Origin of the sequence: Vibrio ouci, assembly GCF_004551525.1 — a bacterium.
Classification (GTDB): domain Bacteria; phylum Pseudomonadota; class Gammaproteobacteria; order Enterobacterales; family Vibrionaceae; genus Vibrio; species Vibrio ouci.
In genome coordinates this window covers 128766-145053 of the sequence record NZ_SATR01000003.1, presented here as the reverse complement: position 1 = coordinate 145053, position 16288 = coordinate 128766, and the positions used below count along the sequence as shown (strand labels likewise).

Annotated in this window: 12 protein-coding genes; 10 read left to right on the top strand and 2 right to left on the bottom strand. The window is 47.3% G+C overall.

The features are described 5' to 3' along the window. Positions 1-191: 191 nt before the first annotated feature. Both ELS82_RS03520 and ELS82_RS03515 read right to left on the bottom strand, forming a co-directional pair. Positions 192-3620 (bottom strand): PAS domain-containing hybrid sensor histidine kinase/response regulator, encoded by a 3429-nt coding sequence (locus ELS82_RS03520; protein ID WP_134834255.1) that lies wholly within the window; start codon positions 3618-3620, stop codon positions 192-194. 106 nt (positions 3621-3726) lie between these two features. Beyond that, a complete protein-coding gene (locus ELS82_RS03515) occupies positions 3727-4911 on the bottom strand; it encodes a 3-phenylpropionate MFS transporter (protein ID WP_134834312.1) in 1185 nt (394 codons plus the stop codon). 232 nt (positions 4912-5143) lie between these two features. Between ELS82_RS03515 and ELS82_RS03510 the strand changes: the two genes are divergently transcribed. From ELS82_RS03510 to ELS82_RS03465, 10 genes are all read left to right on the top strand, one after another. Next, the gene (locus tag ELS82_RS03510; protein ID WP_134834254.1) at positions 5144-6970 is read left to right on the top strand and encodes a DUF294 nucleotidyltransferase-like domain-containing protein; all 1827 of its coding nucleotides are present in this window, start codon (positions 5144-5146) and stop codon (positions 6968-6970) included. A gap of 10 nt (positions 6971-6980) precedes the next feature. Beyond that, a complete protein-coding gene (locus tag ELS82_RS03505; protein WP_134834253.1) occupies positions 6981-7613 on the top strand; it encodes a 3'-5' exonuclease in 633 nt (210 codons plus the stop codon). Between the two features lie 211 nt (positions 7614-7824). Further along, on the top strand, positions 7825-9774 hold the full coding sequence (gene acs, locus ELS82_RS03500) for an acetate--CoA ligase (RefSeq protein ID WP_134834252.1): 1950 nt from the start codon (positions 7825-7827) through the stop codon (positions 9772-9774). Positions 9775-10079: 305 nt separating this feature from the next. Next, a complete protein-coding gene (aroQ, locus tag ELS82_RS03495) occupies positions 10080-10529 on the top strand; it encodes a type II 3-dehydroquinate dehydratase (protein WP_053438789.1) in 450 nt (149 codons plus the stop codon). Positions 10530-10608: 79 nt separating this feature from the next. Further along, positions 10609-11061 carry an acetyl-CoA carboxylase biotin carboxyl carrier protein gene (accB, locus tag ELS82_RS03490; protein ID WP_134834251.1) on the top strand — a complete coding sequence of 151 codons (453 nt, stop codon included), beginning with the start codon at positions 10609-10611 and terminating at the stop codon, positions 11059-11061. A gap of 15 nt (positions 11062-11076) precedes the next feature. After that, positions 11077-12420 (top strand): acetyl-CoA carboxylase biotin carboxylase subunit, encoded by a 1344-nt coding sequence (gene accC / locus ELS82_RS03485; RefSeq protein ID WP_134834250.1) that lies wholly within the window; start codon positions 11077-11079, stop codon positions 12418-12420. Positions 12421-12642: 222 nt separating this feature from the next. After that, positions 12643-13530 (top strand): 50S ribosomal protein L11 methyltransferase, encoded by an 888-nt coding sequence (prmA, locus tag ELS82_RS03480; RefSeq protein WP_134834249.1) that lies wholly within the window; start codon positions 12643-12645, stop codon positions 13528-13530. Between the two features lie 139 nt (positions 13531-13669). After that, complete coding sequence (gene dusB / locus ELS82_RS03475; RefSeq protein WP_167489214.1) at positions 13670-14632, top strand: tRNA dihydrouridine synthase DusB; 963 nt, start codon at positions 13670-13672, stop codon at positions 14630-14632. A 72-nt stretch (positions 14633-14704) separates the two neighbouring features. After that, positions 14705-15001, top strand: coding sequence for a DNA-binding transcriptional regulator Fis (gene fis, locus ELS82_RS03470; protein WP_000462885.1), 297 nt, complete (start codon positions 14705-14707; stop codon positions 14999-15001). 187 nt (positions 15002-15188) lie between these two features. Beyond that, positions 15189-16166: a GGDEF domain-containing protein gene (locus tag ELS82_RS03465; RefSeq protein WP_134834247.1), complete on the top strand. Its 978-nt coding sequence runs from the start codon at positions 15189-15191 to the stop codon at positions 16164-16166. The last annotated feature ends 122 nt before the right edge of the window (positions 16167-16288 follow it).

Here is a 16288-nt window from a genome sequence, read left to right as displayed (position 1 = left end):
CGAGAAGCGAGAAGCGAGAAAAATATTTAGGGTTGGCGTTTTGCGTCAAACCTTTGTTTTTTTTAATTAACTGTCATCCCCGAGAACGAGGAACGAGTGAGTTGGGGATCTCTTGAAACAAACAGGAAGCTTTATGAGATTCCCTACTCCTTCCTTCGTCAGTCTATGGAATGACGATAATAGAGCTCCCCCTAAACCCGATTCAACACTGCTCTCAATTTCAGCGGTTTAACAGGCTTAGGAATAAAACTAAAGCCATTCGACTTAATGCCATCGAGCATATCCTCGGTTCGATCCGCACTGATGATCACCCCTTCAAAGCTATCACCTAGACGCAAACGACATTGCTGCAGTACTTCTAAACCTGTGCGGCCATTATCCAGTCGGTAATCAGACAAAATCACGTCTGGCACCCAAATCTCTTCAATGGCCTGCAGTGAATTCACCAAGTCTACCGCAGTGCGAACATCACACCCCCAGCGGCCAAGCAGATTCTCCATCCCGACCAAGATATCGGTTTCATTATCGACACACAGTACTTTGAGGTGGCTGAGGTCTGAGACCGCACTCGCTGGCGCTGCTTTCACTGGGGCAATGGTCTGCTCACTGCGTGCCAAAGTAATCGAAAAGACACTGCCTTTACCCGGCCAAGAACGCATTGTGATTTGATGCCCCAGCACATGGGCAATCCCTTTTGAAATCGCCAAGCCTAATCCTAGCCCCTGATCGGAACGAACTTGCGTTCCGCGCTTGAACTCTTCAAAGATTTCTTGCTGCTTATCTTCATCAATGCCCATGCCGTTATCCCACACATCGATACGAGCTTGGCTGCCGACACGCCTAACACCAAGTACTACTTTACCTTTCGGGCTATAGCGAAATGCATTTGTTAAGAAGTTTTGCACCACTCGTCGGAGCAATTTCGGGTCTGATTGAACCAACAACTGGCTTGGTATCATCGTAAACTCAATACCTTGCTGCTTAGCAAGGGCACTAAACTCAGCATTGAGGTTAGCAAGTACATCATTAACCGCAAAACCATGTACATTAATGTCTAACTTGCCCGACTCTAAACGCGAGATATCCAGTAAATCGCCAATCAAATCTTCCGCTGCACCAAGTGCACTCTCTATATGATGAGAAAGCTGTTTAGTTTCCGCATCCTTAGCGACTTCCGACAATGAAGACGCAAACAAGCGCGCGGCATTGAGTGGTTGCATTAAGTCATGGCTGACTGCAGCTAAAAAGCGCGATTTCGATTGAGATTCATGTTCTGAGCGCTGGGTTGCGCTGACCAACTTCTTATTCAGTTGTTCTAACTCTTGAGTCCGTTCTTGCACGCGCTCTTCCAACGACTCGTTGGCATCTTTCAGCGCTTGCTCCGCATCCCTAAACACCGTGATATCAGTAAAGCTCATTACGAAGCCACCACCTGGCATAGGATTACCCTGCACTTCGATCACGCGACCATCAGGACGAACACGAGACGAAGTATGACGGGTACCTTGCTCTAAGTGGAATACACGGCGGCGCACATGCTGTTCTGGGTCACCTGGGCCACATAAACCTTGCTCCGCATTATGACGAATCACATCCGCAATCGGCCGCCCAACTTGAATTAACCCGGCCGGAAAGGTGAATAGCTCTAGGTAACGCTGATTCCACGCAACCAACCTAAGCTGCTTATCAACTACCGCAATCCCTTGGCCAATATGCTCAATTGCCCCTTGCAACAAACCACGGCTAAAGTCATACAGCTCTGACGCTTCATCGACGATGGTGGCGACTTCTTCAAGCTGCATATTTCGACCTTGCAGCGCCGAAGTAAGGACTAACTTAGCAGAAGAGGCGCCAAACACACCTGCAAGGACACGTTCGGTATGACGAATTAAAGTAGAAGGCGCTTGCTGATTGGGTAATAAGGTTTCGCGTTGCTGCTGCCAATACTGCCTAAACGCACTGCGAACGCGCTGACGACCAACAAAGCGAGAGGCCAACATTTCGAGCTCGCCAACGGTAACTCGGCTTTGATAGAGGCTCATATTTTCGCTTTCTGGTAATGGCGTACCAACAAACGAGGCCGACTGTAAGCGTTCACTCAAACTTGCGCGAGTAAAGAGTGAAATCACCACATAACAAAGAGTATTCAGTGTAACGCTGAGCACAATCCCCCAATCGGAGTTCTTCACATCCCAGCTTTGCAGCAGTTCTGGTGGAGTAATCAGCCAGAGTAAGAAGTTATTCTCAGCCGAGCCTGCCAGCATATCGGTTTGGCTCATCAAGGTAATCAGCCACAAGGTAAAGCCAACCGCTAAGCCAACATAGACCCCTTTGCGATTGCCCTGACGCCAGTACATACCACCAATCAACGCCGGAGCAAACTGAGTAATCGCGGCAAAGGAGAGGAAACCGATCGCAGATAAAGAATGAATACTGCCAAAGGCTTGATAGAAGCCCCATGCCCCTAAAAGTAAGAGTAAAATTAACCCGCGGCGAATAACCAGCAGTAAACCTGAGAAATGACGATGAGTACGCTGTGATAACCGCATCCGGCGCAGTAATAGCGGCATAACTAGGTCATTCGATACCATGATCGCTAAGGCAATGGTCGAGACGATGACCATGCCACTTGCTGCTGATGTTCCACCTAAAAACGCCAGCAGCGCGACATCTTGCGCACCAACTGCCATCGGTAGGCTAATCACATAAGTATCAGGACTGGCATCGGTCAACAAACTTTGCCCTACCCAAGCGATAGGCAAGACAAAGATCCCCATTAAAATCAGGTAAAGCGGAAACAGCCAACGCGCAGTATGCAGATCTTGAGCACGCTCATTTTCCACCACCATGGTATGGAACTGACGTGGTAAACAGACAATCGCCAACATGGTTAACACGGTATGAATCAGCAAGGTTGGCACGTTGGGCGACTGGTAAGTTTGGCTAGCAATTTCAGCTAGTTCAACATCACTGCGGTTAAGGGCAAGGAAAAGAATAAAACAGCCGACCGCAAGGAAGGCCACCAGCTTAACAATCGACTCAAACGCGATTGCCATCATCATACCGCGGTGGTGCTCAGTATTATCGATATGACGAGTACCAAACAGCATGGTAAAAATCGCCAGCGCAGCCACGACAAACCAAGAAACATCAAAACTTGACCCTTCTAAATGCACTGGAAGTTGAGGGGCAATAATCTCTAACCCCATGGTGATGCCACGAAGCTGCAGAGCGATATAAGGTAATATGCCGGCCACGGCAATCAAGGTGACCACCACCGCTAGCCCTTGCGACTTGCCGTATCTCGCCGCAATAAAATCCGCGATTGAGGTAATGTGCTCACGTTTAGCGGTGATAATCAGCCGAGCTAAGATTCGCCAACCAAAGGTAAAGACTAAAATTGGCGCGATATAGATAGGTAAGAATGACCAAGGGTTATTGCTCGCTTGGCCAACGGTGCCGTAGAAAGTCCACGAGGTACAGTAAACGGCGATCGAGAGACTGTATATCCAAGGACGCCACTTAGCGAGCCAAGATTGACGTTTGTCGCCATACCAAGCGATGAGAAACAGCAACCCGAGATAGAGCAGTGAAACCGTAATCACTAACCAACCTTGCATCCGATATCCTTATCTTGTGCGCATTTGTAACCACAAACAAAAAACCTCTCCAACTTGGAGAGGTTTCATTTAACTAAGGATAACCAGTGAACTCAATCAGATAGGCTTAATTCTGTGCTTTAGACTCGGCTTTGATTGATTGCGTTGCATTGGCTTGTTGTGGGTCGAGCTTAATAAACAACGCTAATACGCCCATGGCTGCCATCACCCAGAATATATTTGCGCCCCAATGTTCATAGCCCCAACCACTTAGCGTTGTCATTAGCGCAATAAAGGCACCGAGTGGAATCGCGTTATACAGTGCTTGTAGCGCGACCATCTTACGCTGCTCACAGTGTTGGATATATTGAATCGCCGCAATATGGGCCATCGCGAACGTCACACCGTGTAAAAGCTGGATCAGTACTAACGCCAACAAAGCAGTTGTCGATGCTGTTAATCCCCAGCGAGCAACCACGCCCAATGCAGCAACAACAAACAGTGCTCTTAAACTCCAACCCGCGAATAGACGCTTACTCAGTGCGAACACCGCCACTTCAGCCACTACACCTAGGCTCCACAAGTAGCCGATGATGTCTTCCGAGTAGCCAGCCCCTTTCCAGTAAATCGAGCTAAAACTGTAATACGCGGCGTGACTGCCCTGAATTAAGGCTGCCAAAGCAAGAAACTTAATCACTGGCACTTCGCGCAGTAACTCTGACAATTTAGGACGTTCTGCGTCAACTTCTTCAGTCGTGACTGGCATTGGATTTGTGTGACGCATACTCAGTACTAGCGCGACCAGCATACCCGCCAACGCGGTGTACAGGATCATGTCAGTGCCAAACTTCGCCACTAAGAAGCCAACCACAGTCGAGCCAGCAATAAAGGCAACCGAACCCCATAGGCGAGTGCGGCCGTAATCGAGCATTTTAAGACGTGAATAGTAGTTCGCCATCGCATCGGACAGCGGCACGATAGGACCACAGCAGAGGTTAAATAGTACCGTCGCCAGTGCCATCAGCCAAAAGCTTCCGCCAGCAAAGAAGTGGAAACCAACAAACAGCAATGCCGCAAAGCTTAACCAACGCAGTGCTGGCATAAGATGCTCAACCTTATGCAAACGAGGCGTCAAAACCATATTCGCTACACATCGCGTCGCAAAACCGATACCGACTAATACACCGATGTCGGTCGCTGACACGCCTTGCTCTTCAAACCACAGCGCCCAAAACGGCAAGTAAACACCGTAAGCAAAGAAAAAACCGACAAAATACTGGGAGATCCAGCCATATGGAGATGGGGTGAGCATCGCGACCTCTGAATGCTGAGTGAATAGGAACAGAACGGCGCCATTATCCTTACCTTTACGGTGAATAAAAAGGGAATAATCGTCACAAGTGAGTTTCCCTATTCTCACCATTTGCATCATTGGTAATAAATCAAATGAGCTTGTTTGAGCGATAGATTCGACCAAAGTCGTCTGGAAGAAAAATATAAATCACGCACACTTAGCAGATAGAAGATTGCGTGAGTAGGTCAGTATGCCAGACAAATTTAATATGCATTCCCCGCCTTTCGATCGACTTGATGCCCAGCAGCAAAACCGTCTGCGTAGCTCACTCGACGTGGCTTACTTTCGCGCCAAAGAAACCTTATTGCAGGCCGGTGACACTTGCCAACATCTGCATATTATTATCAAAGGCGCGGTTGAAGAGCGCTCTCAGGATGACAGTGAAATCTTCGCCCACTACGCCAACGAAGACTTGTTTGATGTGCGAGCGTTATTTGAAACCTCGGTCAAGCATAAGTACATCGCACTCGAAGATACCCTTGCCTACCTGCTACCTAAATCGATTTTCATTGAGCTGTACAACGAGAATGGCCAGTTCGCAGCTTACTTTGATAATAACCTTGCTCGCCGACAAGAGTTGATTGAAGCCGCTCAACAGCAGCAAAACTTGGCTGAGTTTATTTTGACTAAAGTCGATAGTGAGATTTATCACCCACCGATGGTGCTTGCTCCTGACCAGACGCTTAATGAAGTGACCCAGACTCTAAAAGACAATGGTATCGATTCAGCATTAGTCCGTCTGCATGATACGGATGTACGACTGATTGACGATTCACACTCACTGCCCTACGGCATTATCACAAGAACCAATATGCTCCATGCGGTGATGCTCGACAATCACCCCCTAAACACCCCCGTTGGCAAAATCGCAACGTTTCCTGTGATTCACGTTGAGGACGGTGAGTTCCTTTTCAACGCCATGATCAAAATGACGCGCCACCGCGTTAAACGTGTCATGGTGGCAGATGGCAAAGACGCGGTCGGCATGCTCGACATGACCCAGATCCTCAGTGCTTTCTCAACCCATTCGCACGTATTAACCCTAAGTATTGCCCGCTCATCGAGTATTGAAGAGCTCGCCTTGGCCTCCAACCGCCAGCGCCAACTAGTTGAAAGCTTACTCAGCAATGGTATTCGCACGCGCTTTATCATGGAGCTAATTTCAGCGGTCAATGAACAGATTATCGAAAAAGCCTTCGAACTGATTGTTCCCCCCGCCCTTCACGATCACTGCTGTTTGGTCGTTTTAGGCTCAGAAGGGCGTGGTGAACAAATCCTTAAAACCGACCAAGATAATGCGCTGATCATCAAAGATGGACTGCAATGGCACCAGTGCGAGTCCGTGATGGAGACCCTCACCCACACCTTACAACAACTCGGTTACCCACTCTGCCCTGGCAACGTGATGGTCAACAACCCGAAATGGGTCAAAACGCAAAGCGAGTGGAAGAGCACGATTAGCCAATGGTCGAGACCAAACTCCGCTGAACAGGTGATGGATTTGGCGATCTTTACTGACGCTCACGCTGTAGCGGGAAATAGCAGCTTATTAGAACCGATTGCCGAACATCTTAAGCAAATCATGGAAAGCAACATGCTTGCACTGCAAGATTTCTCTCGCCCGGCGCTACAGTTCTCACTGCCCCTCACTCTGTTTGGCAATGTCAAAAAAGATAAGCAAGGGGTCGATGTTAAAAGTGGCGGTATTTTCCCGATCGTCCATGGCATTCGTACCTTGTCGTTGGAGTATGGTATCGAAGAGAAGAACACCTTCGAGAGAATCGAGGCTTTACGTATCAAGCGTATTTTAGAACCCGATACCGCAGATAACCTTAGTGAAGCCTTGAAGCTATTGTTTAAACTTCGCCTTCACCAACAGCTGACCAATCAGCACAGCCACAATCGTATCGACCTCAAGCAAATTGATCGAACCGAGCGTGATTTACTCAGACACAGCTTGCATGTAGTGAAAAAGTTTAAGCAATTCTTAGGCTATCACTATCAAATCAGAGACTAGGAGCTGCTGTATGAACTGGTTTCGACGACGTTATTGGTATTACAAACTGAAAGGCTCACCCTATCAGCCACTCTTCGCTTGCGTCGCTAAAGGGGAATATGTCTCGCTCGACTGTGAAACCACCAGCTTAGATCCTAAGAGGGCCGAACTGGTCACCATCGCTGCCACCAAAATCATTGATAACCGGATTATTACCAGTAAACCATTTGAAGTGCGCTTACGTGCCCCGCAATCGCTCGACTCGGGCTCAGTCAAAATTCATCACATTCGCCATCAAGATCTCGTCGATGGTATTGATGAAAAGCAAGCACTGATCCAGCTATTAGACTTCATCGGTAATCGACCATTAGTGGGCTACCACATCCGTTATGACAAGAAAATTCTCGATCTCGCTTGTCGCAAGCAACTTGGCTTTCCACTGCCAAACCCATTGATTGAAGTCAGTCAGATCTACCACGACAAGCTGGAAAAGCATTTGCCGAATGCCTATTTCGACCTCAGCTTGGACGCGATCTGCAAGCACTTAGATCTGCCACTGCAGAACAAACACGACGCTCTGCAAGATGCCATTGCGGCCGCACTTATCTTCGTTCGGCTAACAAAAGGTGATCTACCTAGCCTAAATCTGCCCTACACGCGCTAGTGCAAGCTTAGATCTAACTCTCAATTTCAAACATAGTTCGTTCATTTTTAAGCAGATTCCTCTCTCTCATCCTAAAGTCTAATTGTCGAATCTTCGCGTGTGATTGAAAGTTAAAGGCACAGGGATTTTACGACGTCAGGGTCAGGTGACCTTATCGTTTTAAACGGACACTTGCTCGATTCGAGTTGGATAGAGCACAAGGAGATAAGCAATGAGTGAAGCCCACATTTATCCGGTAAAAGAGAACATCAAAAAAAATACACACGCGGATAACGATACTTACCAAGCCATGTACCAACAGTCTGTAACAGACCCTGTTGGCTTCTGGAGTGAACACGGCAAGATTGTCGATTGGATTAAGCCTTTCACTCAAGTTAAGAACACCTCTTTCGATACAGGCCACGTCGATATTCGTTGGTTTGAAGATGGTACGCTCAACGTATCTGCAAACTGTATCGACCGTCACCTAGCAGAACGTGGTGATGACGTTGCGATCATTTGGGAAGGTGACGATCCAAACGATGATAAAACACTAACATTCAAAGAACTGCACAAAGAAGTGTGTGAGTTCTCTAACGCGCTAAAAGAGCAAGGCGTTCGTAAAGGCGACGTGGTTTGTTTATACATGCCTATGGTGACAGAAGCGGCGGTTGCGATGCTAGCTTGTACTCGTATCGGTGCGGTTCACACTGTGGTATTCGGTGGTTTCTCTCCAGAAGCCTTATCTGGTCGTATTATCGATTCAGACGCGAAAGTCGTTATTACTGCTGACGAAGGTGTTCGTGGCGGCCGCGCGGTTCCTCTGAAGAAAAACGTTGATGAAGCACTAACCAACCCAGAAGTGAAAACCATCGAGAAAGTGATTGTCATGAAACGCACTGGTGGTGATGTGGATTGGCATGAGCACCGTGATGTTTGGTGGCATGAAGCAACAGCGAATGTTTCTTCAGACTGTCCACCAGAAGAGATGAAAGCAGAAGATCCGCTATTTATCCTTTACACGTCAGGCTCAACGGGCAAACCAAAAGGCGTACTTCACACCACAGGCGGCTACCTAGTTTATGCGGCAATGACGTTTAAATATGTCTTTGATTACCAGCCAGGAGAAACCTTCTGGTGTACAGCTGATGTGGGTTGGATTACTGGCCACACTTACCTAATCTACGGACCACTGGCAAACGGTGCTAAGACGATTCTATTCGAAGGCGTGCCTAATTACCCAAGCACTAACCGTATGAGCCAAGTGGTCGATAAGCACCAAGTCAACATCCTTTACACTGCGCCAACTGCTATTCGCGCATTAATGGCGAAAGGCAATGAAGCGGTTGAAGGCACCTCGCGTAGCAGTCTACGTATTATGGGCTCAGTGGGTGAACCAATTAACCCAGAAGCTTGGGAGTGGTACTACAAAACGATCGGTAACGAAAACTCACCGATCGTTGATACATGGTGGCAAACTGAAACTGGCGGTATCTTGATTGCGCCACTTCCAGGGGCGACAGACCTAAAACCAGGTTCAGCAACGCGTCCATTCTTCGGCGTTCAACCTGCTCTTGTTGATAACATGGGTAACATCATTGAAGGCGCGACGGACGGTAACCTTGTTATCCTAGATTCATGGCCAGGCCAGATGCGTACCGTTTACGGCGACCATGAGCGTTTCGAACAAACTTACTTCTCTACCTTTAAAGGCATGTACTTCACTAGTGATGGTGCTCGCCGTGATGAAGATGGTTACTACTGGATCACTGGCCGTGTTGATGACGTACTAAACGTATCCGGCCACCGCATGGGTACTGCAGAGATAGAATCTGCACTGGTTGCTCACGATAAGATCGCAGAAGCAGCGATTGTCGGTATTCCACACGATATTAAAGGTCAGGCAATCTACGCTTACATCACGCTAAATGATGGCGAGTTCCCAAGTGCTGAACTCCACGCCGAAGTGAAGAACTGGGTACGTAAAGAGATTGGCCCAATTGCAACTCCAGACGTACTGCACTGGACTGACTCTCTGCCGAAAACTCGTTCAGGTAAGATCATGCGTCGTATCCTACGTAAGATTGCAACTGGTGATACCAGCAACTTAGGTGATACCTCAACGCTAGCGGATCCAAGTGTGGTTGATAAGTTGATTGCGGAAAAAGCTGAGCTGGCTTAACTCACCGTTTAAAACAGTCTAATTGCAGCAAAGCCGTCACTTATGTGGCGGCTTTTTTGATTGTTAGAGCACAAAACCGCCCCTTCAAATGGCTCGAAAGTGACCAGTTTTGTTACCTTGGTAGCAAAATCGCTCCCCTCTCCTGGGTGATTAGACCAGTAAATTGCTGCTAAATGCGCTGAATTAGCTATAATCTGGGTCTATTTCAAAGATCCAGACCAATTTCTTACAAAGAAATCATGCTGAATCCGCGATAATATGGGAATATCTAAGTTCGTCTCATGTATTAGGAAGATAGCGACACAATGGCAGCAAAATCACGCATTCTTGTCTTAAACGGTCCAAATCTGAACTTGTTGGGGCTACGTGAACCGGCACATTACGGTTCTCAAACGCTTGCACAAATCATCGATTCACTGACCAAACAAGCAGAACTTGCAGATGTAGAACTGGAACATCTACAGTCAAATCGCGAGTACGAACTGATTGAACGAATCCACGCAGCTTACGGCAACGTGGATTTTATCATTATCAACCCAGCAGCTTTCACACACACCAGTGTGGCACTGCGAGACGCCCTACTTGGCGTTGCGATCCCATTTATCGAAGTGCACTTATCTAATGTGCATGCCCGAGAGTCTTTCCGTCATCACTCTTACCTGTCTGATAAAGCAGAAGGGGTGATTTGTGGTTTAGGCGCTCAAGGCTACGAATTCGCTCTGTCTGCAGCAATCAAACAATTGCAGGCAAAGTAACTTAATTACTTTACAAGTAAACAAACACTCTGCAGCTTTAGAGAGCTGTCTTATTCACAAGATAAAAGAGAAAGAAAAAATGGATATCCGTAAAATCAAGAAGCTTATCGAGTTAGTAGAAGAATCTGGCATTGCTGAGCTAGAGATCTCTGAAGGTGAAGAGTCGGTACGCATCAGCCGTAACGGTACAGCTGCACCAGCACCTGTACACTACGCAGCACCTGCGCCTGTAGCAGCACCTGCTCCAGCGGCGGCACCTGCTCCAGCAGCAGAAGCGGCAGCACCAGCAGTTCCTGCGGGCCACCAAGTTCTTTCTCCAATGGTAGGTACTTTCTACCGTTCTCCAAGCCCAGACGCGAAATCATTCGTAGAAGTTGGCCAAAGCGTTAGCGCTGGCGACACGCTATGTATCGTTGAAGCAATGAAGATGATGAACCAAATCGAAGCTGACAAGTCTGGCGTTGTAACTGCAATCCTAGTTGAAGACGGCCAACCAGTTGAATTCGACCAACCACTTGTTGTTATCGAATAATAGAGGCTCTCTCTTATGCTAGATAAATTAGTCATCGCGAACCGAGGGGAAATTGCACTTCGTATCCTTCGCGCATGTAAAGAATTAGGCATCAAAACAGTTGCGGTTCACTCAACTGCTGACCGTGACCTAAAACACGTACTGCTTGCAGACGAAGCCATTTGTATCGGTCCTGCTCGTGGTATCGACAGCTACCTAAACATCCCTCGCATTATTTCTGCGGCGGAAGTAACAGGTGCAGTTGCTATCCACCCAGGCTACGGTTTCCTATCTGAGAACGCAGACTTCGCAGAGCAAGTAGAGCGCAGCGGCTTTATCTTTGTTGGTCCAAAAGCGGAAACAATCCGCATCATGGGTGACAAGGTTTCTGCTATCACAGCAATGAAAAAAGCTGGCGTACCTTGTGTACCGGGTTCTGATGGTCCTTTGGATGATGATGAACAGGCAAACAGAGCGCACGCGAAACGCATCGGCTACCCAGTAATCATCAAAGCATCTGGTGGTGGCGGCGGTCGTGGTATGCGTGTTGTTCGTTCTGAGAAAGAGCTAACAGAAGCAATCGCAATGACACGTGCAGAAGCAAAATCGTGCTTCAACAACGATATGGTTTACATGGAGAAATTCCTAGAAAACCCACGTCACGTTGAAGTTCAGGTGATTGCTGATGGCCAAGGCGGTGCAATCCACTTAGGTGAGCGCGACTGTTCTATGCAGCGTCGTCACCAGAAAGTTGTTGAAGAAGCACCAGCTCCAGGTATTACTGAAGAAATGCGTAAATACATCGGTGAACGTTGTACTCGTGCATGTCTAGAGATCGGTTACCGCGGCGCAGGTACGTTTGAGTTCCTATACGAGAACGGCGAATTCTACTTCATTGAAATGAACACGCGTATTCAGGTTGAGCACCCAGTAACTGAAATGGTGACTGGCGTTGACCTAATTAAAGAACAGCTACGTGTTGCAGCAGGTCAGCCACTGTCATTCACTCAGGATGACATTAAGATCCGCGGCCATGCTATCGAGTGTCGTATCAATGCTGAAGACCCAGAGCGCTTCCTACCTTCTCCAGGTAAGATTGAACGCTTCCACGCTCCTGGCGGTATGGGTGTTCGTTGGGAATCGCACATCTACACGGGTTACACAGTACCACCTCACTACGATTCAATGATCGGTAAGCTGATCACTTTCGGTGAGAACCGTGATGTAGCAATTGCTCGCATGAAGAATGCACTAGGCGAAATGATTGTAGAAGGTATTAAAGTAAACGTATCGCTACAAGAATCGATCATGAATGATGAGAACTTCCAACACGGCGGTGCGAACATTCATTACCTAGAGAAGAAACTAGGTCTACAGTAAGTGTAAAGTTACGAGTTACGAGTTACGAGTTACGAGTTACGAGTTACGAGAATACATTCTCTCTAGCAACTAGCAACTAGCAACTAGCAACTCTGATTCTATTTTAAAATGCTCACTTCGGTGGGCATTTTTGTTTTAGGGCATTTATTAACCTATAAAAACGCCCGTTTTCTGCTAAACTCTGCGCCAAATCACATCAATCAATGTAAAGAGCTCATACTCATGCCTTGGATTCAAATCAAACTCAATGCGACCAATGAAAACGCTGAGCAGATCGGCGATATGCTTATGGAAGAAACTGGCGCACTTTCTGTCACCTTTTTAGATGCTCACGATACGCCTGTATTTGAACCTCTACCGGGTGAAACTCGTCTTTGGGGTGATACGGATATCCTAGCGCTGTATGACGCAGAAGCGGACAGCAACTTTATCATTGAGCAAACCAAGCTTAGTGGCTTGCTTCCTGAAGGCTTTGCTTACAAAGTTGAGCAGCTTGAAGATAAAGACTGGGAACGCGAATGGATGGATAACTTCCACCCAATGAAGTTCGGTGAGCGTCTATGGATTTGCCCAAGCTGGCGCGAAATCCCTGAGCCTGACGCAGTCAACGTGATGCTAGACCCAGGCCTTGCGTTTGGTACCGGTACTCACCCAACAACCGCGCTATGTCTTGAGTGGCTAGAAGGTTTAGATCTTAGTGGTAAAACCGTCATCGACTTTGGCTGTGGCTCTGGCATCTTGGCGATCGCCGCGATCAAACTGGGCGCTGAAAAAGTTATCGGGATCGACATTGATCCTCAGGCACTGCTGGCATCAAAAGACAATGCCGAGCGTAACGGTGTTGCTGACCAACTTGAAGTTTTCCTACCTCAAGACCAACCTGAAGGTCTAATTGCTGACGTTGTGGTAGCCAACATTCTGGCTGGCCCACTGCGCGATCTTTCATCAATTATTAAATCTCTGGTTAAGCCAAATGGTGAGCTGGCGATGTCTGGTGTACTGGATACGCAAGCTGAAGATGTTGCTAACTACTACCGTGACGAGCTTCACATTGATCCTATCAAAGAGCAAAGTGAATGGTGTCGCATCTCTGGTCGCAAGCAAGGCTAGATAAGACTTTGCGAGCTAATTGACTGATTTTTGGGCATTTTGCGAAAACAATTTGTAAATGCTCAAATATTAGTCTTTTCACAGCGCAAAAAAATGCGTAAAATGCGCGCCCTTGCTGGTACTAAGCTGTGAAGACGTTTTGAAAATCGGAAACCACCAACTTAAGAACAATCTCATCGTTGCCCCAATGGCTGGCGTGACGGATAGACCATTCCGTGAGTTGTGCCTCCGCTATGGTGCTGGGATGGCTGTCAGTGAAATGATGTCGTCAAACCCAAAGCTATGGAAAACGTCAAAGTCGAAGCAACGCATGGTGCATGAAGGCGAATCGGGCATTCGCTCTGTACAGATTGCGGGAGCCGATCCACAGCTTATGGCCGACGCTGCTCAGTTTAGTGTTGAAAACGGTGCGCAAATCATCGACATCAACATGGGCTGTCCAGCAAAGAAAGTGAATAAGAAGCTAGCCGGCTCAGCGCTGCTACAGTATCCAGATATCATTAAAGATATTCTGCAAGCTGTAGTGAACGCCGTGGATGTCCCTGTGACATTGAAAACCCGTACTGGCTGGGACACAGACAATAAAAACTGCGTCCAAATCGCTAAATTAGCCGAAGACTGCGGCATACAAGCTTTGGCCCTTCATGGGCGTACTAAAGCGTGTATGTACAAAGGTAAGGCCGAATACGACAGCATTAAAGCGGTAAAACAAGCGATCTCTATTCCGGTTATTGCTAACGGTGATATCGATAGCCCAGAGAAAGCTAAATTTGTCCTAGAGTACACTGGGGCAGACGCTTTGATGATTGGACGCCCTGCCCAAGGTCGTCCGTGGATTTTCCAGGAAATCCAACACTTTTTGGAAAACGGCACCACGATGCCTGATCTTCCGTATTCGGAAGTGAAAGACATCCTGCTTGGTCATGTGAATGCCCTACATAGTTTCTATGGAGAGTATTTAGGTCCACGTATCGCGCGTAAGCACGTTGGTTGGTACCTAAAAGAGCATGAGCAAGCAAGTGAGTTTCGCCGTACCTTCAACGCCATCGACGCAGCTGAGCTGCAACTTGAAGCGTTAGAAGAGTATTTTGATAAAGCCTGAATAGTTGAAGCTACGGCTTCAAATATGACGGGTAAACGTTGCATCATAATTAAGAGAAGAGCTAGACCGAATATGTTCGAACAAAATCTGACTTCAGAAGCATTAACAGTAACTACAGTAACGTCACAAGACCAGATTACTCAAAAGCCTTTGCGTGACTCTGTTAAAGCATCTCTTAAAAACTACTTGGCTCAACTAAACGGCCAAGAAGTAACAGAACTATACGAATTAGTTCTAGCTGAAGTTGAACAGCCACTACTAGATACTATCATGCAGTACACTCGCGGTAACCAAACTCGCGCAGCAACTATGATGGGTATCAACCGCGGTACTCTTCGCAAGAAACTTAAGAAATACGGTATGAACTAATCGTTCATTCGAATTCTTGATTTCCAAAGCCGGGCTCACATTTGTGAGCCCGGCTTTTTATTGCTTGATATATTGTTACCAGCAATGTCAGGCGAACAAATATTCACCATTCTGTGATCCATTGCGATTGCACACTGCCAATGTAGCGATATAATAATCAATTACGTTTCGGTCTGGGCTCATCTACATGGTTGATATGCAAAGAGAAGAATGGCTTGGCTTGCTACTCAAAGAGCTGCCAGATCGTCTGATCGTTATCAACGAACAAGGCTATGTAGTTGATAGCTTTAGCGAAGATAGCCAAAGCTGTATTAGCTACCAGACTTGCGAACAGCAACCTTTCTATGAACGTGCACCTAGTGTTATCACCCACCAGCTAACCAACAGTTTTGAGTTCGCTTTAGCCAAAGGACAGCGCTGTAGCTTCCGCTATTCACTCAACCCAAGCCAACTGCTACAACTGTCGATTGAAGCCTTACAGCAATGGGGAGAGGTCGAAGAGCGCTGGTTTGAAGCGACGTTTAAGCCAATCACTCTTTCCAATGGCAAGCGTTATGTGCTGTGGCAAGATAGAGAGATAACACAATCTCACTTGCATGAAACAGAACTAAAAAGACTGGCCGAGACCGATGAACTGACGGGAATTTTAAACCGCCGCGCCTTTATTCATGGCCTTGAGTGTGAGTTCAATAAGCCTGCCCCGTCTCTGTTGTCCTGTTTAATGCTCGATATTGACCACTTTAAAGAGATTAACGATCAAGTAGGCCACCTTTCGGGTGATGAGGTGATCACCCAAGTTGCTCACATCTGCCAAGATTTAATTCGTTCCAGTGACTTTATTGGTCGTTTAGGTGGAGAAGAGTTCGGCATTGTATTGAGTCGTACCAATGCCATTCAGGCATACGACATTGCAGAGCGAATTCGCCAATCGATTGAAGCGACGCCATGTCATGTTGATGGACATATTATCTATCCAACGGTAAGCATCGGTATTGCAGAGCTCAATAGCCAAGTCTCTTCTGTTAAGGAGCTTTTGGTTCAAGCAGATAAAGCAATGTACTACTCCAAGCAAACAGGCCGCAATCAGGTGACGATTTATTATCATAACCTGCCAGAGATCCAACCAAGCACTGAGCTCAAGGCCAACATCCGCCGCGCTTCATAGCCCTCACTCAGTCAGCCATAGACCGACATTTTCCGCGAACAAAAATAAAAAAAGATAAGGACAGAGTCCTTATCTTTTGTCCGACTTATGCTTGAGGGGATTGAGCTGTCGAATTAGGTTGC

Bases quoted from the DNA above. Each gene is read 5' to 3' on its own strand.
- ELS82_RS03520 (WP_134834255.1), bottom strand. From the start codon at position 3,620: ATGCAAGGTTGGTTAGTGATTACGGTTTCACTGCTCTATCTCGGGTTG.
- ELS82_RS03515 (WP_134834312.1), bottom strand. From the start codon at position 4,911: ATGCTCACCCCATCTCCATATGGCTGGATCTCCCAGTATTTTGTCGGT.
- ELS82_RS03510 (WP_134834254.1), top strand. From the start codon at position 5,144: ATGCCAGACAAATTTAATATGCATTCCCCGCCTTTCGATCGACTTGAT.
- ELS82_RS03505 (WP_134834253.1), top strand. From the start codon at position 6,981: ATGAACTGGTTTCGACGACGTTATTGGTATTACAAACTGAAAGGCTCA.
- acs (WP_134834252.1), top strand. From the start codon at position 7,825: ATGAGTGAAGCCCACATTTATCCGGTAAAAGAGAACATCAAAAAAAAT.
- aroQ (WP_053438789.1), top strand. From the start codon at position 10,080: ATGGCAGCAAAATCACGCATTCTTGTCTTAAACGGTCCAAATCTGAAC.
- accB (WP_134834251.1), top strand. From the start codon at position 10,609: ATGGATATCCGTAAAATCAAGAAGCTTATCGAGTTAGTAGAAGAATCT.
- accC (WP_134834250.1), top strand. From the start codon at position 11,077: ATGCTAGATAAATTAGTCATCGCGAACCGAGGGGAAATTGCACTTCGT.
- prmA (WP_134834249.1), top strand. From the start codon at position 12,643: ATGCCTTGGATTCAAATCAAACTCAATGCGACCAATGAAAACGCTGAG.
- fis (WP_000462885.1), top strand. From the start codon at position 14,705: ATGTTCGAACAAAATCTGACTTCAGAAGCATTAACAGTAACTACAGTA.
- ELS82_RS03465 (WP_134834247.1), top strand. From the start codon at position 15,189: ATGGTTGATATGCAAAGAGAAGAATGGCTTGGCTTGCTACTCAAAGAG.